The sequence below is a fragment of the Methanoculleus sp. SDB genome, from assembly GCA_001412355.1.
Lineage (GTDB): Archaea > Halobacteriota > Methanomicrobia > Methanomicrobiales > Methanomicrobiaceae > LKUD01.
The window spans coordinates 1-18,761 of record LKUD01000041.1 but is presented as its reverse complement, the minus strand read 5'-3'; the positions used below and the strand labels follow the sequence as shown (position 1 = coordinate 18,761).

Annotated in this window: 21 protein-coding genes and 1 pseudogene; 4 read left to right on the top strand and 18 right to left on the bottom strand. The window is 49.2% G+C overall.

Features of this window, described 5'->3' with window-relative positions:
- Nucleotides 1-3 precede the first annotated feature (3 nt).
- From APR53_02865 to APR53_02805, 13 genes are read right to left on the bottom strand one after another with little or no spacing between them, the layout of a single operon-like run.
- The gene (locus APR53_02865; GenBank protein ID KQC04768.1) at nt 4-3,108 is read right to left on the bottom strand and encodes a hypothetical protein; all 3,105 of its coding nucleotides are present in this window, start codon (nt 3,106-3,108) and stop codon (nt 4-6) included.
- A gap of 3 nt (nt 3,109-3,111) precedes the next feature.
- On the bottom strand, nt 3,112-3,510 hold the full coding sequence (locus APR53_02860; protein KQC04767.1) for a baseplate protein: 399 nt from the start codon (nt 3,508-3,510) through the stop codon (nt 3,112-3,114).
- Between the two features lie 27 nt (nt 3,511-3,537).
- Complete coding sequence (locus tag APR53_02855; protein KQC04766.1) at nt 3,538-3,819, bottom strand: hypothetical protein; 282 nt, start codon at nt 3,817-3,819, stop codon at nt 3,538-3,540.
- Nucleotides 3,820-3,833: 14 nt separating this feature from the next.
- Nucleotides 3,834-4,424 (bottom strand): hypothetical protein, encoded by a 591-nt coding sequence (locus tag APR53_02850; GenBank protein KQC04765.1) that lies wholly within the window; start codon nt 4,422-4,424, stop codon nt 3,834-3,836.
- The gene (locus APR53_02845; protein ID KQC04764.1) at nt 4,424-5,491 is read right to left on the bottom strand and encodes a hypothetical protein; all 1,068 of its coding nucleotides are present in this window, start codon (nt 5,489-5,491) and stop codon (nt 4,424-4,426) included. The genes APR53_02850 and APR53_02845 overlap by 1 nt, the downstream gene beginning before the upstream one ends.
- A 4-nt stretch (nt 5,492-5,495) precedes the next feature.
- Nucleotides 5,496-6,131 (bottom strand): peptidoglycan-binding protein, encoded by a 636-nt coding sequence (locus APR53_02840; GenBank protein KQC04763.1) that lies wholly within the window; start codon nt 6,129-6,131, stop codon nt 5,496-5,498.
- Nucleotides 6,131-6,946 (bottom strand): hypothetical protein, encoded by an 816-nt coding sequence (locus APR53_02835; protein ID KQC04762.1) that lies wholly within the window; start codon nt 6,944-6,946, stop codon nt 6,131-6,133. The genes APR53_02840 and APR53_02835 overlap by 1 nt, the downstream gene beginning before the upstream one ends.
- Before the next feature lie 15 nt (nt 6,947-6,961).
- Complete coding sequence (locus APR53_02830) at nt 6,962-7,396, bottom strand: phage tail protein (protein ID KQC04761.1); 435 nt, start codon at nt 7,394-7,396, stop codon at nt 6,962-6,964.
- Between the two features lie 28 nt (nt 7,397-7,424).
- Nucleotides 7,425-7,607: a hypothetical protein gene (locus tag APR53_02825; GenBank protein ID KQC04760.1), complete on the bottom strand. Its 183-nt coding sequence runs from the start codon at nt 7,605-7,607 to the stop codon at nt 7,425-7,427.
- Nucleotides 7,604-7,966, bottom strand: a complete 363-nt coding sequence (locus tag APR53_02820) for a hypothetical protein (GenBank protein ID KQC04759.1) — start codon at nt 7,964-7,966, stop codon at nt 7,604-7,606. Before APR53_02820 ends, APR53_02825 begins: the two co-directional genes overlap by 4 nt.
- 7 nt (nt 7,967-7,973) lie before the next feature.
- Nucleotides 7,974-8,417 (bottom strand): phage tail protein, encoded by a 444-nt coding sequence (locus tag APR53_02815; protein ID KQC04780.1) that lies wholly within the window; start codon nt 8,415-8,417, stop codon nt 7,974-7,976.
- Nucleotides 8,418-8,454: 37 nt separating this feature from the next.
- On the bottom strand, nt 8,455-10,071 hold the full coding sequence (locus APR53_02810; GenBank protein KQC04758.1) for a phage tail protein: 1,617 nt from the start codon (nt 10,069-10,071) through the stop codon (nt 8,455-8,457).
- Nucleotides 10,072-10,091: 20 nt separating this feature from the next.
- A complete protein-coding gene (locus APR53_02805) occupies nt 10,092-10,871 on the bottom strand; it encodes a hypothetical protein (GenBank protein KQC04757.1) in 780 nt (259 codons plus the stop codon).
- On the opposite strand from APR53_02805, the gene APR53_02800 reads away from it, so the two are divergent.
- The gene (locus tag APR53_02800; protein KQC04756.1) at nt 10,870-11,088 is read left to right on the top strand and encodes a hypothetical protein; all 219 of its coding nucleotides are present in this window, start codon (nt 10,870-10,872) and stop codon (nt 11,086-11,088) included. The two genes, APR53_02805 and APR53_02800, sit on opposite strands and share 2 nt — an antisense overlap.
- A gap of 121 nt (nt 11,089-11,209) precedes the next feature.
- Here APR53_02800 and APR53_02795 read toward each other — a convergent pair whose 3' ends face one another.
- Nucleotides 11,210-11,833 (bottom strand): hypothetical protein, encoded by a 624-nt coding sequence (locus APR53_02795; GenBank protein ID KQC04755.1) that lies wholly within the window; start codon nt 11,831-11,833, stop codon nt 11,210-11,212.
- 6 nt (nt 11,834-11,839) lie between these two features.
- A complete protein-coding gene (locus tag APR53_02790) occupies nt 11,840-12,439 on the bottom strand; it encodes a hypothetical protein (GenBank protein ID KQC04754.1) in 600 nt (199 codons plus the stop codon).
- Between the two features lie 367 nt (nt 12,440-12,806).
- On the opposite strand from APR53_02790, the gene APR53_02785 reads away from it, so the two are divergent.
- Entirely contained in the window at nt 12,807-13,139 is a 333-nt protein-coding gene (locus tag APR53_02785; protein ID KQC04753.1) for a hypothetical protein, read from the top strand.
- 97 nt (nt 13,140-13,236) lie between these two features.
- Here APR53_02785 and APR53_02780 read toward each other — a convergent pair whose 3' ends face one another.
- Nucleotides 13,237-14,505, bottom strand: a complete 1,269-nt coding sequence (locus APR53_02780; protein ID KQC04752.1) for an MFS transporter — start codon at nt 14,503-14,505, stop codon at nt 13,237-13,239.
- Nucleotides 14,506-14,969: 464 nt separating this feature from the next.
- Nucleotides 14,970-15,164, bottom strand: a complete 195-nt coding sequence (locus tag APR53_02775; protein ID KQC04751.1) for a hypothetical protein — start codon at nt 15,162-15,164, stop codon at nt 14,970-14,972.
- Between the two features lie 326 nt (nt 15,165-15,490).
- On the opposite strand from APR53_02775, the gene APR53_02770 reads away from it, so the two are divergent.
- Nucleotides 15,491-16,543: a hypothetical protein gene (locus tag APR53_02770; GenBank protein ID KQC04750.1), complete on the top strand. Its 1,053-nt coding sequence runs from the start codon at nt 15,491-15,493 to the stop codon at nt 16,541-16,543.
- On the top strand, nt 16,540-17,616 hold the full coding sequence (locus APR53_02765; GenBank protein KQC04749.1) for a hypothetical protein: 1,077 nt from the start codon (nt 16,540-16,542) through the stop codon (nt 17,614-17,616). The genes APR53_02770 and APR53_02765 overlap by 4 nt, the downstream gene beginning before the upstream one ends.
- Before the next feature lie 242 nt (nt 17,617-17,858).
- Here the strand turns inward: APR53_02765 and APR53_02760 are convergent.
- Nucleotides 17,859-18,761: pseudogene (locus APR53_02760) on the bottom strand.

Here is an 18,761-nt window from a genome sequence, read left to right as displayed (position 1 = left end):
ATGTCATCGACCTCCTACCGGCATCCACGTTGTCTTGAGGCTCAGATTACCGCAGAACGGCAGACAATATGGCGGTATTTTTACGGCCATCATGTTGTCCCTGACATGGAATGGTGAGGCGCTCGTGCCGGGATCGAGAGATAGAGTGACATTATTGACATAATTCACCCCATCGATTGATTCGAGGACCGTATAGATATCCGAAACGCAGGGGATACCTCCAAAAGGCCAGCCTCCCCTCTCGTCGCCACCCGTGAGGGGATGAAGGAAGTCGGTTAATGTCTTATTCGCCTCTCCAGTGATGAGAGGCACCAGATCCAGTTCACGAGTGAAAAGAGAGGCAGTGATATTGACCTGAAGATAGGAAGGTTGTATCACCGCGATCTGTAAAACATTGGACGAATTCTTTTTCAGATATTGTTCAACTCTCCGTTTTAGCTCAGGAGAGGGAAGAGGTTTTGGTTCTTGGGAATGGGGGACGATGACCACAGTCACCCGGCCGGGTTTGTAGTTCCCCTCGGTATCGAAGTTCTCCAGAACCCTCACCTTTGCCACTTCTCTGGACGCGTCATGAGCTAGTGATTCAAAATCAGCTGTAGTGATTGCCCGGCCGCGGTGGCGCAGGACTCGTGGTGCACGGCGGATAAGAGCCTCCACCGTCTCACAATCACACCCCCCCTCGGCTGCCAGCGGATTGGAGACCTCATTAATAAAAGCGATGTCTTGCTGAAGAGAAGTAATCATATTGCTGGCAAGATTTCCCCGCTTTCCCCCGCCGGTGCGGTAAACCACGCGAAGATTATTCAGCCCGATGGGAGGGATCCTTCCATGATGACGGTCTCCAAAAGTGATCGTACCACTCGATGGATCAAGTTCAAATTGACGGTCTGATTTCTTTGATAATGCGAGATTCTCCACCTCATTCCAGCGTACCCAAAACTCAGCTGTATTGTCCCTTTTATCCATGGTCTCTCTGAAATGACCGGGTATTCTCAGCATGTCGAGATCGGAGGGGGTCAGCGAACCAGCCTCGTTGACCCATACATCGGCAGAAACCACCGGGACATTTACGAGAGTAAATGAACGTCCTGCTTCACCCGTCCCTGAACCAAGGAAATCCTCCGGTACGGTTCTGCACTGGGGTGCCCAGGTAGTGTTTGGAAAAACGCCCCGAATCAGTGGAGGAAGAGCCTTTTTAACAGCCGATGGAAAGAGACTCGGATTCAAAACCTCGATTGGGGCGGGGCATACCGGAATATTGCCGAGGTTGAACTGGTTCTCTTGTCCGAACATTGAAAGGATCGTTCCTGCATACTGAATCCAGAATCGAGCTCCAAATAGAGAGTTCCATGGGAGAACCGTGACAGAAAGCCATGGCAGCTGAATATTTTGGTAGTTTGTGGGGATATCGAAGAACGATTCCGTGAACTGCGCACGAAGCCAGTACAATGGATTGCTGCTTCCGAAGAGACGAAAACCTGCCATCAGGCCCGGAGCTTCAATTTTTACGATGCCGGGGCGAGTAACACCATGAGTCTCATCCTGCGCGTTGATATGCTGCCATTCACCGTCAGCTCCAAGATATTGCCAAATGATATCTGGATGAAATTCGGCAGGATATTCCTGCATGGGATCTACAGCAAAAAATATATTGAGCGGGGTGGCCACGAGTGGTTTATTGAAACCCAGATACAGGGACGGGAACGGATCGGGGATTTGTGCGAAAATCGGAAAAGGAGCATTCTCTCTCAGGACAATATCCTGATTGTCCGTGGTTATGATGTGTTCAGGAATGGTGCCACAAGAAGGGGGGCAATACCTGATTGTGATATGAGTAAAAAACGGAACCGTGTCAAATTGGCCGCCAATGAGGCGCATCCGGATCCAATAATTTTCTTTCCCATTAACTCTTGTCTGCCGGATTTCGGGGAGAGCAGAAATGGTGACGATGAATTTTTGAGTGAAATCCAGATCGGTCGGACTGGTATTGAGATGCATCCACCCGGCACCGTCCCAGTACTCCCAGGATATCGCTAATGTGCATGGAGGAGAGGAAGATCCTTTAACTGTTGAATCAACGGTGATTTGAACACTATACTTTCTCTTGGTAAATGCCTCAGCAGACGCGATATAGAAGCATTTGTAAAGAAAAAGGGCGTGTCCAAACGGATACACAGGTTCCTGCTGAATGCTCTTCGGATCAGCGGGAACATCATCGCAAAAGAGTTGATCCGGCAAGATTTCATCCTTTGCTGCTGGTCGGGATTCGATAATAATAGAGTCAATAGTGATTCCTGTTAATCGGGAAATCGCACTCTTTGCCGTGCACCGGAGCCACCGATTTTTAATTCCCCGAATCTCTGTCTCAGCTATGCGGCAGTCGATCGCCAAATCAAATGAGAGGGTTGTATCAGATGTGTGAATATTCGAAATCGCAACAATTTGCGGCTCGAAAATCTTTTCTTCTTTTCCGTCGGTTTTTATGATTATTTCTCCAGAATACGACCATTCCACTCCCAGGTGGGCAAGAGCGGACACTTTAGTTCCCTTAATTGTAATGGTCACTATTGCATTCGCTACTGAAAGGGTTGCGCTGTCTCCGATATACAGAGAATGTTCCTGAGAATTTTTCCCGAGGAACAGGGTGATTGCCGTATTGTGTTCATTAGCGGAGATATGATGGAAAATCTCATCCGTACGGGGATTAACGCTAACCAGATCATCAAGTTGTGCCGGCGTTGCAATCAGGTGTTCCTCCGTTTCAAAAACAACCGGTTGTCCATCGGCGACCTCTGACGATGCCCGGGTCTTTCCGGGAACTGAAACTGGGCCGGGGGCGTCATCGGACACGCAGAAGGTGAGCGGGACCCGGGATGGCTGAGCACGAAGAAGTCTAACTTGAATCATCTCGAGAAACGACAGGAAATGAAGTTTAGGAGCTATATTGAGCCGGCTGATTGCTGTATCACCGAACCGGGCCATGATCTGGGCGACTGCAATGCCAGCGTCCTCTTTATCCGCAGTTTCCCATTCCGGTGTATAAAAAGGTCCCCTGGCGAGTATTTCGGTGATAATCGTCTCTTCATGTTTGTCCAGTATCCGGGGCATATATCATCCCTCTGTTAGGTAGAACGGATAGACCCGGTTAAAAACCGTATTCGTCGCCCTGACCCGGTAGATAAGTCCAATAAGCAGCTTTCCCAGCGCCGCGTCGGTTGCATCGGCCTTGACGTCGAGTACTTCAATACGGGGCTCATATTTGATCAGAGCCTCCCGGACCGAAGTTTCGATGAGCGCGAGAGTTTTCGCATTCATCGAAGCGAAGATATAATCACGAATTCCGCACCCGAAATCGGGACGCATCACTCGCTCACCGGGAGACGTGAGAAGAATAATTCGTATCGCTTCGGAAATGTCCTCTTCACCCGTCGATAGGGCAATATGGCCGCTGCTATCAGTCTTAATCGGAAATTTCCACCCTGTTCCCAGAAATTCCTTCCCTGTGACCATTTTCTATTCACGTCTCCTTTCAGCCCCTCACCCGAATATCACGGTTGGGCATCCCAGTGCGATCGGATTCGGAGGACCTGCCTCAACAACAACATCACCGACCCGGGCTGCGGACAATCCGTTGATAAAAACCGTGCTGCTCCCGAGCATCACCACGCCTCCGATATGATAGGGCAGAGGGCAGCTGTGGTAATCAACCATTATCCTCCATGCCGGAAGACCTCCGATCAGGACATTCGGGCTCCCCGGACCGGGACCTAGCGGTATTCCATGCGATGTCATGTCCGTAATCCGTGCTGCTTGTGGCATACGATAGTCTCCTTTCAATTGATCTTCACGATCTGTCCCTGGATCGCTATGCATCCATTTGCTCCGATGGTCAGCGATTCTGATCCCTGGATTTCGATATTCGGTGCTGTGATTCTGATCTGAATGGCAGCTTCTATTCGAATCTCGTTTTGAGCTGAGTCGATGGTGACTTTATTCTGCCGCGTCTTGTCAACAAGGACTATTTTCTCATTTCCCGTTGTATCATCGAGGATAATTTCATGTCCGCTTCTCGAATGAATCACGCGAATATTATTCTGGCCGTTCTCGTTCTTCTCCGGCGGAGGATCCCTGCCATTCCAGAGGGTCCCCAGAATATACGGGTGATTGATGTCTCCATGCTCGAAAGCGACAAGTACCTCGTCGCCAACCTCCGGATAGAATACCGTTCCCCGACCCTTTCCGGCCATAAGACTTCCGATTCTTGCCCAGTATGCCTTCTTCTGCTCTTCACTCCGCCACGGGAACCGGATTTGAATCCTCCCGAGGAGCCTCTCATCCTTGTTATTCGTTACGATCCCGATGACAACTCCGTAGATCTGCTCCTGATCCCGGTTGTTTTCATCAAACATTTCATCGATTCCCATCAAAGACACCTGCAGAGATTGAGGGATGTCCGGTATCCACTTTCATTCAGGGTATGACGAGCGGATTTGATGTAATACACACCCGAAAAGAGGTCGCCGACATTCAACACATTCACGGTCATACCCGCGTGAAGGGACGGATCCCCGATGCATTCGAGAAAACCTTCGATATAGCATTCGTTCCGCTTTTTCAGTTCTGCAACAGCGATCTTCCTCGCTTCTTCACGGGAACGGACAACTTTTCCTTCCAGCTTTATCTGAACAGGGTTGCCAAGGGACTGCTCAATAATCCGGCTGATATCGGAAATACCCAACTGACTGCCGATTTCAGCGCAGGTTACGGTTTCTGCGATTCGATCTTTAACACCCACATCCCAGGCAAGAACTGTCACTTCATTTGCCATGGTCGCGGTTGTAAAACGTGGATTAAAGCTGATGATATTTTTCCTGAATTCAAAAGTATAGTCTGACCAGAGACGATCCGCGGGTTTCCGGAAGTAAAGGATTTTTCCACGAACGAAGAACTCGAATTCAATAATATGGGCGAGCCTAGCGAGGAACTCATAGTCTTTCTCATTCTTTTTCCGTTCAACCTTGGCATGCTTCTGTTCCGAATCGGTAACCGATGATCCGAGGTTATTCTTGAAGGCGATCTCGGTTGCAATATCGGAATATTTTACATTGTTATCCTTGAATTCCTTTCTCGTTTTCTTCAGATCATACGAGAGATCGTATCCTTCGATTCCGAGAATTACCATGCCGGTCTGTGTATAGCTTGGATTAATTGCCTGTATTTTCCCGAGAAACCTGCTCATCCTGGAACCTGAATACCCATAGTCAATCGTTACAATCGTGCCAGGCCGGATAGCGGGGTCGTTGAGCCAGCGGAAAGGAGTTGAAATTTTCACGTCGTCGTTGAATGATATTTGAAAGGAATCCGGTTCCTTGAGATGTTCCTGGATCTCAACACCGGCAATACACTCCTGAGGAAAGCAATACTGGTCCGTCTCCCTGACAACCTTTATGACCGGAGCATAGGTAGCCAGACCAGGTATAATTGCTGCCATGATTTTACTCCAGTGGCCGGAGGATCAACTCCCGGCCGGGTGCGAGGAACCTCGGATCCGTAATCATATTCCATTTGGCAATCGTGTTCCAGCGAGAAGCATCGCCATATTCACGATGTGCTATAAGCCAGAGGGTGTCCCCTTGCTTCACGCGGTACACCTTCGTCCTATCCCTGGATTGCAGGGCTCGCTCGGTGGGACTTGGCCCTCTCTTGAATTCACGCAGCCTGACAGAGAGCCGTGCCCTGACCGGGATCCCGCTGGGAAGGAACATCGTGAATCGTCTCGTCACCTGTTCGAGAATACAGAAGAACGGCTCCTGGGCACGGAGGCCCCAGAGGAAGAGCAGTGGTGGAGGTGCGTGGAGGTGAGGATCAAGGTTCATCAGCGTCGTGAGATGATCGGTTGCAATCCGCACATCGATGCCCTTTTCATAGGTGTCATAGAAAATTTCAAGGGATAAGGTAACTGCATTCCCCTTCAGAAACTGTATATACGGCGATTCAAGTCCGGGAATACTGACTTCAGAGAAGACATTGCTTTTCTCAGTGCTGTATTCAGCAGGATAATACAGAACCTCAATCTCTTCTGATGCCCTGGCCCCCTCGAGCACCCGGATGAACCCTTTTTTTAATCCCATTACAGTGCTACCCTCCGCTCTTTAGCGATTTTCGTCCGGTAATCCATCATTTGGATGACCTTATTTGAGATTCTCTCGACATCCAGTGCGTCAGGATAACTCTTTGAATTCGGGTGTTCGTCAGCAATACTTCGATGCTTCATGCTTTCCTTTACTTCACTGGAAAGAGACTTTAATTCGCGTAGGATCGCATCAAAGTCGGGATAATGGACCCCTGTGTCGGGCACAGGTCTGTCTTTGATATCGCTATCACGGAGAAAAAAAGCAGATCTGGCAAGTGATTCTTGCGGAGGCATTATGGGAAAGGCGGAGATGAGCGTGTGGATTTTGTTACTTTGATTGTTTGAAATCATTCTTGCTGTCAGATTCAGCTTGTGAGTCAAATCTTGCCTTGAATAGTGATCATCAGTATTCATTTCAGAATAGGGTAAATGAATAATTTTTCTGCGAAGGAAAGGAATTATTCTGGAGAAATAATACCTGTTTTCTCTATTATCAGAATAGATCTTCGGGGAAGGTTTTTGCGATTTTCCGATGCCCGAAGGAAAAGAAGTGAACGGAGAGATTACCGTTCGTGGAGATATAGCTATCATCAACTGCGAAGTCGTCTGGAGGAATTCGGGAATATCAAATAATTCAATTGATATCCTCTGAACAAATGAACGAACAAATACTTTGAAAGCGAATAACAGGGGCGGTTGTTCCATGGCATGGTTTTTCATGAAAACAAGATTTGGGAAATCCCTGAATAAAATTCGTTTATTCTTGTATTTTTCCATTATTCTGATATGAAACGATGCATCTCCGGTCATCATTCTTTGTCTCATCGATTATCCCTTCGTAATACCGTGATGGGCAAGTTCAACTGATTCAAAGGCAACGGTATTACTCTCCGCCCGGAGATCGGGGCCGGTCCATTTTACCGGATAGGCCTGAATAAAATTCCAGCGCCATTTTTCTCCTCCTTCTCCATCCATGAGGATAATAGCGCCATTCCGCCGTTTGAACCTCCCCTCGATAACGTCCTGATGCCATTTCCAGAGTTCGTCGCGGTCAGTAATACCCCGCTTGAGGGTGATATTCTGATATTTTGTCCGTTTCGGCAATTGATGGATACCGTCATTTACACCGCCTTCTTCATATGGTTCGGTTTCTGTCTCTCTTGAAAGCCCGCTGATTTCTGATGCATAGGCAGAGATAATCCCATCAATCTCCACCCGAAAACGGAAGGACATCAGGGGATTCTGCCTCAAATCCGGTGTCATCTTTCACCTTCCCATTTTTTTTCCTTTTTCAGGATTCAAGGATGCTCCGTTCCTGATTACCGCTAATCCGACGGTTAATCCGTGAGATCTCTTCAACCCAGCGCTGGCGATCCCGGTGTTCGAGATCAAGAATATCACCCGGGGGCCAGTGAAGGTAATAGGCAATGAATGCTACCTCCTCATACAGCCGATTGAGGGGGTAGCGTGTCATTCCCCCCGGGACACCTCCAATTCAAACGTATGCTCGCACTTTGGGCAGATAGCCCTGATTGTACCGGTGCCATCTTCGTTTATGCGTCGATAAAAATCCTGCAGGTAACCAAGATCAGAAGCAAAGAGATCTTCAACGACTTTCGTCGTCACCATGTCGAGAGAGCCGAGGCGGGTGACGACACGCGACAGGAGAATAATTGTCAGATAAGCCGGGTTTGACTGAACCCGTGGATCCTTCATTGGAAGAATCTCATCTGCTGCCGTGGCGAGCCGCATTATGCCGGTTCTATGGAGGTTTCCATCGGGATCAACATATCCCCGAGGAAGAGTAAATTCAAATTCGGTCTGGAACGACATACTTCACCTACTTCACTCGCTTGAATCCTTCATGGACGATCTCCAGCGCCTCGATGGCAACCTCTGAGCCCTTTGCGGAAAAGTCCGGCGGATCATACTTTATAGGCCATGCGCTGTGGATGTCCCACCGTGCCTTATCTTTCCCGGCTTCATCAATGAGAATGATAGAGATGTTTTTCCGGGCCTTTTCCGCCCCTGTATCGATTATCTGTTGCCGCCAGTTATAGATGTCCATCGAATCGGTGATTCCCCACTTCAGGGTGATGTTTGCAAATTTGGTCAGACCTGTGAGCTTCCGCACCACCGGCAATTCATTCCCTTCACGGTATTCCACGGCTTCCGTCGTTGAATCCCCAAAAGTTACTTCACTGAATCCTGCCTGTGTTATCCCGTCGATTTCAACCCTGAACCTGTATTGGCGATAAGGATCCTTCCTGCTTCCAGTTGGCACAATCACACCCCCCTATTTAGAGCAACCTCATGAAGCCTCATCCTCTCAGCTCCATTTCGGTCACGGCCGCACCACCATACCATTGAGTCATCCGGAAAATGACAAACTCAGCCGGTTTCACCGGAGCAATACCGATGATGCAGATCAACCTTCCATTATCGATATCATCCTGTGTCATCGTCGTTCGATCACATCGGACAAAAAAAGCCTCATCCGGCTTTGTTCCCATCAGGGCGCCATCTCTCCACACGCGTGTCAGAAACTGTGTGATTGTTGCTCTCACTCTTGCCCAGAGACGTTCATCGTTGGGTTCAAAAACCACCCACTGGGTGCCCTCCTCGATTGACTCTTCAATATAGTTAAAGAGCCGGCGGACGTTGATATACTTCCAGTAGGTATTGTCTGAGAGTGTTCGGGCTCCCCAGACAAGGATGCCCCTGCCGCGGAATTGCCTGATGCAATTTACCCCTTTGGGATTAAGAATGTCCTGGTCACCCTTTGTGACCGGAAATTCAATATCGACAGCACCGGCGACTTTTTCATTTGCCGGTGCCTTATGGACGCCTCGCTCGATATCGCTCCTTGCATATATTCCTGCTACATGCCCACCGGGAGGTATCATCTTGACCGTCTGCGTGACGGGATCGATGACCTTTATCCATGGGTAATAAAAGGCGGCATACTTCGTCACATACGTATCCCGTGGGGAGACATCGTTGGGATCCCTTTTATTCGGTTCGCTGTCAATGATCAGAAAGCGATCCTTCAGGCTCTCACAATGTTCAATCAGTTCCATGACGAGATTGGAAACGCCAAATGCATGAGGGACATAGACGATGGCAATCTCATCAATCTCTCTGAATCCTTCAAGTCCGATTTTCATCCCCTCCGAATCAAGCCTGCCTTCTGCGGTATAATCATTCGCAGTGATGGTTCCGGATCCATCAGAACCGCCGGTGAGCTGGTAGAGGAGGATTGAATTGGACTGAGTGGGATCTTTTTCGACAGGAGGATCCGGAACCTTTCCGGTATCACCGGTTTTCAGACTGAGGGATATCAGTGAAGAGCTGACAGTCTTGCCATAGTATTCTGGAACAGTACTATCCACAGAAATATTGTCAAATTCCTCATAATATGATGGGGGGTTGTTTTTTCGAATCTGCCTGGCAAATTCGGCTTTTTTATCTATGCTTGCAATTGAAGAGGGATCATCTTTCCAATGAAATACTCGTAATTTGAAAAGAGGTTTAGTGGCTGATGAAAGGGACCCTCCCTCGACCGCGACAATGACATTGTTCCCCCATACTCCAGGCCCCACTGCAGACACCGTGAGAGCGGATGCACCTCCCTGTAAAAGACTGACCTCTGCTATAGTTGCATTCTCAAGCGTTATTCGTCCAATGAAACAGCGCTGGCCTCCGTTGGCGAAAAATCCTTCGACTGCATAGGGCAGATAAGGGGTGTCACCGTTTTTCTGGAAGTATGAGCCATAAACCCGCTGGAAATGTGTCCAACTCGTTATTAGTTTCGCTTTCGTCGGCCCACGTTCGGTCAGGCCAAGGAATCCGGCCGTGCTGGTGCCTACCCCCTCAATTGGCCGGGGCCCCATCTCGAACTCTTCAATATAGACGCCGGGTGAAAGGTATTCAGGCATTTTTTATCTCCTCCTGCAGGTTATAATCCCTCCAAAGATTTGAGAATGTTAATTACCCTGTTCTTTTCAAGATCTTTCCATTTTGCTTCCAACACGGCAACTTCTTCGCTGTAACCGTTGAGTTTTTCCTCGTTTTCTCTAACGAGTTGCTGTTGTGTTATAAAATCGTTAAGAGGGCCCACAAATGCATCTTCATATTGAACAGGCGTTGGTTGTGGAATAGAGAATGCGGTTATTTTTTTATGTAATTCCGTATACCAGAAATAGAGGTAATTATTTTGTTTATTATTTCGTGCATCCTCGATTTTTTTCTTTAAGGCATTCATTTCGGCGATTTGATTTAATAGTTTATTTGTTTCATTCTGTAAATTTTCAATTATGATAAGATAATCATTTAATTTTTTCATTGCTTGATTATAATCTGATTGCGCAGTAGTATAGTCATTATTTTTTGAATTCAGATCATTTTTTATTTGGATAATCTCATCATCGATTTTTTTGATTTTGTCATCATAATCAGTTTTCTTTGAAGGAGATATATGTGAAACCGGACCCTTTTCAACATCTATATCAAAATTTTTTAGGGTATCCTTTTGCTCTTTGATGAATACAATCTGCTCTGAAAAGAGTTTTACCGCCTGGACGATTTTCAATGACAGCTTATTTAATTCACTGATATCGCTTCTGATGTGCTGCGTTGTTTTACTGGTAACACGTATGGTTTTTTCCGTTGACGTCAACTCCCCTTCAAGAGTTGAAATTGTGTTTTTTATCACCTGATCAGGTGTGCTTAGTGGCATGAATACCCCTCAGAATGACACATCCAAACAGCTTTACAAGAGGCTTTTTAATAAAATTGATACAATTGAAATATCCCGAAAAGGAGTCGCCATCTCGCTTGAAATGGTATACATCCTTCTGTTTAAAAACGAATACAATTCCTTTTTGCTCTTCCACAGAATTCCCCTCCTGTCAACCTCCTTCTGTGTATCATGCATGAGGGTAAGAAGTATTTAATTATTTTTATAAATATACTATGATTACTATCTACTTCATAATCTCACGAATTACCAAGAACAGATCAACGACGGCGTTCAAATCATTCTTTCTCAGAAAATCGGGAGAACTTTAAGAGATATCAGTGTAAAAAAAAGTGCATGACGGTAGTTTTTCGTGGAAATATCGTCTCTCCTTTTTCCTCCTCCCGTCCTCCCTCACTTACTCGGATTGAAATAGTCTCTCCCGGGTCTTGAATGTTCTTAAAAAACAAAACAAACTCTCCTTTGGAGTCTGTTCTTGTTGTTTCGGCCCAATGAGAGGAATTCACTCGGTCTCTGACCTTTACATCCGCATCAGCGACATATGCACCGTCCTTCACACTACCCCGAACCAAGGTAGCATGAGATGGAAAGGGATACTGAGGATTGGGATTGAGACTGATCGGAACCACTGGATTCATCATGAGAGGTTCTGTGGTCAAGTCCGGTATTTGTAGGGATTGCTGGTGTTTCATGTAGAAATCAGATTCGATGGTCAGAACTCCGTTCCCATTCAGGGAGTCAATATCAAGGATGAGATAGTAACCAGAAAGATTTTGCGATAGAGTTACCGTTTTTCCGTCGATAGAAAAGAATAAATGACCAAGAGGTATCTTGTTGGTGAATTTATCAAAGATTTTTAATGCAAGAGCAAGCTGGGTTATCCTTGACTCGCAGCCTTCATAAAACCATTCGCTGGAATTAACACGTATTTTTGGACTCATACAATCTTAATCCTCCGGATATCCACTGCAGTACTGAAACTGCTTCGATACTACCCGCTGGAACGTACTTTCCAGAGAAATATCAACAGGAACCGGTGTTACGATATAACTTAACGCAGGATGATACCCTGTTGTTTGAAATGCGCTCCAGATTTTTGTCAATTCGTCAACTGTCAGGGGATTAAAGAGGATTCGCATTATCTGATCTGTTTTTCCCAGATTGCCTTTTAATAGATTTTCATGTAGTACGGATTGATTTGCAAATATCTGGATAATAGTACCAAGTATTAATTTCTCATCTCTTTTCTTTTCGCAGAAAGGGACGATAAGATAATGGAGATCCAGATAAAGGGGAGAGAAACTTGTTCGATTTTCTTCAATTATTTCTGGCTCGTGGTTTTTCAGGTATACGTTTTCCATTATCTGGTACAAGTAGATACAGAGTTTATTGCCGGTTGAAATCTGCCCTTGAACATCTTTGGGAGAATCAAATGTTATTAGGGGTTTCTGAAAATCAGAAATGGTCCCCGGAGCAGTCCAATCAGCTTTATCTATCAGGTTATGCAGACTGAGATCTATTTCCTCTAGTACAGTTACAATGGACATATTTGTCCTCATTCAATTGGTACTTGTATGTTTTTATGAATGATTAATATATTAAATCACATATATTTTAAAATTATTGATGTAATACGTCGAGGCAATACCTCCCTTCACCGCCTCACTCGATTTTTCCGGTCTTCCGGATGAACAGGCCCGCGATGAACATGCCGATGACTACCAGGACCATCGCTATGAACGCCCATTCCATGCCCTGGTTGACCGCGGCCTCGCTGATCCCCATTAGCAATTACCGAAATAATCTTCGCCAGATTGCCTGCTCAATTCATCTGATATAAGCCGGCATATCATTTCTTCGGATCCATTACCACTATGTTCATCAAGCCCGGCGGGATGCGGGGGTGATGTCCGGGTGTACGACGATGCCCTCGCGTCCGCGGAGTCGGTCGGGCGCCTCCGGAACCGGCATGGTATCACGGTGCTGCTGTCGGCGTGGGACGAGCCGCGGTATGGGGCGGAGGCGTACCGGGCGATGGACGAAGGGCTTGCCTATCTCGAGAAGATCCACGATGCCGTGCTGGACTGCGCCGGGACCGGGGAGCCGGAGCCGGTGGCGCCGGCCCGGGACGTGGCAGCCGTGCTCGGCCTGCCGGCCCGGGCGTTCAGTCCCCTGCTTGCGAAGTCGTTTATGGCGAATCTTCGGGTGAGGGATAAAAAAGGCCTCCTGAAAGAACCATTCGCGTAAATCATCGCACTAATATCTCAAAATTACGGTTTTTTACGTCTTTCGGCGGTGCGGAGGCTCTGCCCGCGGCTGTCCATGTCAGTGCAGGCAAGAAAAATCAGGGGACCGGTTTCGGGGGTTTCATCAGGAAGAATGCGATGAAAAAACCGATAACCGCAAGGGCCAGCACGTAGGGGAACACGCCGATGTAGGATCCGCTTGATGTTTTGATAAAGCCGGCGAGCTGCGGCCCGGCAATCGCACCCGCACCATAGGCAAGAAAGACGACCCCGTAACATCGCGGATAGTCGCAGGTCCCGAAATAACTCGCCGTTGTCGTCGGTGCGACGGCCAGCCAGCCGCCGAGACATCCCCAGAGTATGCTGAAGGCAAGGATATACACCGGTATAACCGGGATTTGCCACATGAGAAGGGATGCCACGGCGATCAGCACGAACGAGATCATGGCAGCATTCCGGGGCGTGACCGAGTCGGTGAGGGCACCGAAGACGGGACGTCCCCCGCCGTTGAAAAGCGCAAAGAACCCGACGAGGAAGATGGCAAGTCCCGTCTCGATTCCCACATCGGTGCCCACCGGTTTTGCGATTGATATTGCCATGAGGCCGGCAAGACAGCCGATAAAGTAACAGGACCAGAGCCCGTAGAATGACGGGGATGCGAGCATCATCGACCGATCACATTCGCATTGCATGTGCTCACCCGGTTTCGGTGCTGGAGGCGTCCACCCTCGCGGAACCCAGCCGGATTCCGGGAATTTCAGGGGTCGTGCAAGGAGCAGTGTTAGGATGATAAACGCGACACCGAAGATCCTGAAGGTGGTCATCACGCCATACGCGGCAATGAAATATCCGGCGATATTGGCGGTGAAAACCGCGGAAAATCCGAACCCGAGAACAGTAAGTCCGACGGCAAGACCCCTCCGGTCGGGGAACCAGCGTGCGGAAACGGCAACCGGCACCCCATATGCGATGCCCACCCCTATCCCTCCGATCATTCCGTATACCACGTAGAGCATCGGAACAGATGTCGAGAAGGAGGCCAGAAGCCAGCCAAGCCCCGTCAGCATTCCTCCCGCGATCGTCACGTTCCGGGGGCCATAGATGTCGATGTACTTCCCGGCAAACGGCATGGCAATCGCAAAGAATGCTAGAAATACCGAGAACGGCATCAGGATGTCATTTGCCGTGACCGTCTGTCCCAGCACCCCGGTGTAATAATCGGTAAGGGGTTTTACAAAGACACTCCACGAATAGATGGAGCCCAGACAGAGGTTGATGATCAGGCCTGCTGCAACGAGCACCCACCTTCCCTTTTCCGGGGGCATCCCAAAAAGGGATGTATCTTCTCCCGCAGGATTACCGTTCATGACATGTCCTTCCCGAATGAAACAGCGGGATGGTTTTTTCTTCAGGCACCGGGAGGTCGCAGGGAATCGATCCGGATTCCATTGCCGCGTTCCTCTTATTCCCCGTGAGACTGCTTCCTATGCGATTCACCACCTGCATACATTTCTAACATTATTAATCATGATAAAATAAAAAAATGTTGTGATTGGCGTGTGGTGAACAGCGATACATCAGCTCAAGGCACCGGCACTCTTTGTGGCCTGATGCCCTCTCTGTGAGGCCACGAGTGCCGGCTGCACTATGGTCCGTGCGAGAGTTTTGCGAATGTAAATTCGTCCGATAATCTACGATTGGGAAAAAAATACTACATTTCTCTCCGGTTACCGTTCCTGACCGGGGATGGGGGACGCGGAATAGGATGTCCCACGGTAAGGAAAAAGAGGAGATAGAAAACCCCCGTTGTGCAGGAATCGGGCAGCCCTTCTTATTTTTTACTGGTGATTGTGTGGTTTTCCACATCCACACTGTACGCGGTGGGATCATCGAGAAGGTCAAGGGCGTTAATCCTCATGTCGATGAGTTCGGAATAATTGAAGGAATCATAGTTTTTTTCAATCCCCTCATCCCAGAAAACCACGATTCCATTCTCCATCTTCTTACTGCCGATAATGTCTTTCATGGTTTCCCCTTAGTGCAGGAGGAATTATGAAAGTATCTCTCGCCGGGATACCGACCCCGTCGTTCGTCATGAGAAGGACCCCGGATTCCCATTTTTTTGGGATCAAATCCCGTTTCGCAATGGAACGATAGTGGCCTGCCCCCGCCATCACTCCCCCTGTGTTCTGAGTGGGGGAGCGAAATTCGATGGACGGGACAGGTCGGGATTATCGTATCGATAGGGAAAATATAAATGCCGCCCGGACACTGAAGACGTACGAGGTGAAAACCGGGGGTGAGTGAATCCTCGTTAAATCCGGAGAGTGAGGACAATGTTTTGTAAGAGAAATGTGTGCGAGGTACCATTTCGCTGGAGGATCCCCGGAGAAAATGAAGCCGTATTTTAATTTTTATGACACACGGGCACCGAACCCGCCTACCGCAGGATATGGCTTTGACCTTCGTACATTCTGGCGCATCCTGCGGATCGAGGGGCTTATTCCTTTTACCGGGTGTGCAATTCTCATCGGGTTTGTCGTGACGCTCTTGGAAGCCGGGTTTCCCGGCGCTGACTGGCGCTTGTTCGTTGTCGCGGTTATCGCGGCTCTTCTCGTCCATATCGACGCCCACCTATGGAATGACATCATGGATGTGGAGGTCGATCGGCATGAGAAGAGTAAGGAAACGAAGCGTGACCGGCCCCTCGTCTATGGGTGGGCTACGGTTGGCGATTACAAAAAGATGTCTCTGATTATCACGATCATCGCAGTGCTCCTCGCCGCGTATCTTTCGATAGAGCGGATTTTCATGCCGTTACTGTTTATTATTGGTTTTTTTTTCGATTATGGCTATAATCATCCCCGCTTCAAGCTCAGTTACCACCCATTTACCGAATGGTACATTTTTCCCTGGCTGGTCGTTGGCGTAACGGTGACTGTCGTATATGCTGCGACCGGTGTATTTTCTCTCCTGGCGTTCATCCTGTCGCTGTTGCATGGCCTGACGGTGACGTGTTTTGTGGTATCGATGATGCGCCGCGACGTAAATTCCGACCGGCTGGGTGGGAAAAACACCTCGTCCGTACGGTATCCCGGGCTGCCGCACTCGACCATCTATGGTATCGTTACACTGCTCGTGTCTGTCCTGATGCTCTATCCTCTTGCTTCCATTCTTGGAAGTATGGATCTTGCGTATCTTCTTATTCTTACAACGGCCACTATCGCAGGAATCAATACGGCGTATGGGGCAGGAATCGATCAGCTTTGCACCCGTGCTTTGTATTCCCTCTTTCCCGATTTCGAGAAAAAGGCCAACAACCTGATGGTGCAGCAGGTGGGGGCATCGATGGCACATTCGGTGGCGATTACCGTTATTTTGCTGACGTTCGGGAAGATAGCATGAAGGTTGCGATTGCAGGTGCCGGGATCGCCGGAGGATACCTGGCGGCGCTTCTCGAACAGAGGGGGATCTCACCGGATGTCTATGACGGCATGGATCATGCCACCTCCTGCAAATGTCGCTCGTGCGGGTGGGGTGCGCCGATTGGTATCGCACAGTACCTCGCTGATGTCGGCCTCGATCTGAACAACTACCTCATCGAACACATGTCCCCCATGCATTTTGACGGGCTGGTTGCCACGACACCCCTCTGTACCATAAATAAGCCCCGGCTCCTCCGGGATCTCACACGAGCCGCCAGACTGAAGCGGGAGAACCTGGGGCCGGAAAACGCCGGGGACTATGATATCGTGGTGGACGCAACCGGGATTGCCCGGGCGTTCCTTCCTCCCTGCAGGTCTGATCTGACGCTGCCGACGCTGCAGCACCGGGCAGCCGTGGAATCCCGCGGGCGCGAGCGTCTTGAAGCGGGGGTGTACGGGAACCGGATACCCGGGCTCGGCTACCTGTGGATCTTTCCCGTGGGTAACAATCACTATCATATCGGCGTCGGTGGCATCGGCCATATCCGGCACAAAAGCCTGTTGGAAGAGTTTTACCGGGATTCGTCCGGGCGGTTTTCATTTACCATAAACTGTAGCTGTCAGGGTTTCGTCCGGGTCGCTTCCCCGTACTATTCGACGCCCTTGTATTCCGGAAGGACGCTGAATGATACCACTCCCCGGCTGGTCATCGGCGTCGGCGAATCGATAGGGACCGTATCGCCGTTCACGGGAGAAGGTATTGTGTATTCTCTGGAATGTGCACGAATTCTGGCAGATTCCTGGCCGGATCCCGAAAAATATGCCAGTAATGTGCTGGCCCGGTTCGCCTGGATGAAAAAGGAGCGGGAAACGCTCGATTATCTCCTCTCACCGGAAGGAAAGAACGGCCCGAGGCTGCGGGACCGATGGAGGTTTTTTTGCAATGCCCGTCGTTCGGGTATCAAACTTCCCGTGATGGAGGCTTTCAGGCGGATGGGCAGTCTTTCGCAATGGGTTGAGAGCCCGGATATGATCTGTAAAGATGGCAAGTAGTCGTTGCTTAAGGACAAAATACTATTTTAAATACCAATCAATTCCGCGTGTCTCGAAAAGTTACTGGAATAGAGGGAGGAGAGCTTTACAAACACATCTCCGGTAAGCCTCAGCCGGGGTTATCCCGTTCATCTGTTGATGTTATATGAAGCCTTGTGGCACGGGTCATCTGGCACGTTACTCGAAGAGACCAGGAAGAAAAAGGATGATGAGTTTCGAAATGGAGAGAGAATCAGCTCCCTTTATGTCCCCCACTCCCAGAAGAGGGCCCGCACATCCCCGAACCCGATGACGGTATTGTTATCGTAGTCGAAACACTCGACCGGTTCGTTGGCCGGAATCCACACGTCATAATACTCAAAGAAGGTGCGAACATCGCCGAAACTGAAAACACCGTCGCCATTCACATCCTCAAAAAGCCCGTCCTGATCGGGATCTTGGGGGGGAGCTGAATTTCCCGGGAGAGGCGTGACGCCAAGAACGACCAGCCGGCCTCCTGCAGCTATCAGGGTAACGTCAGCCCCGGAATCGTCGATTATTTCAATTGATGTGAAGATGATGTCGGTCGAGCCGACCTCACTTCCCTCTATGACGACCGTACCAAGCAGGACATCCACCTCTCCGGGCAGAATCGAATTCCCGGTATCTTCACCCCGGATCCAGAGACTCTGCGCGGGAAGGCTGGAATTATCAGGGTTTCCTGTCCATCCGGGGAATTCCGTATCTGAAAACTCAGCGACGGTTCCGTTGGTAATCTGAAGCGTGCAATTATAGGACGAGAGTCCGGAAGGCACGTCGTCAAGAATAATCGCATACGTGGCATTGTATCCGACAGAGGTCGTTGCATCGGCAGGTGTCAGGGAAATACCGGGGAGTGTGGTTTTTTCCCTGCCCGTCACCGCATGGGGGCCTGCCGTCCCGCCATAGGTCAGGACGGCATCGCCGTCCGGCCGGGTGATCCTGATGATGTTTCCGATGGAATCGTACGCATACTCGCACATCTGATAGCCGGTCGGCTGATATGCCGTGATCAGGCGGTTCAACGCGTCATAACTAAACGTCTGGTCCATCCCGAATAGTCCGTCAAGTATGCCGATCACGTTTCCGACAGGATCATAGGAATAGGTCAGATCCTGAAGCCCGGC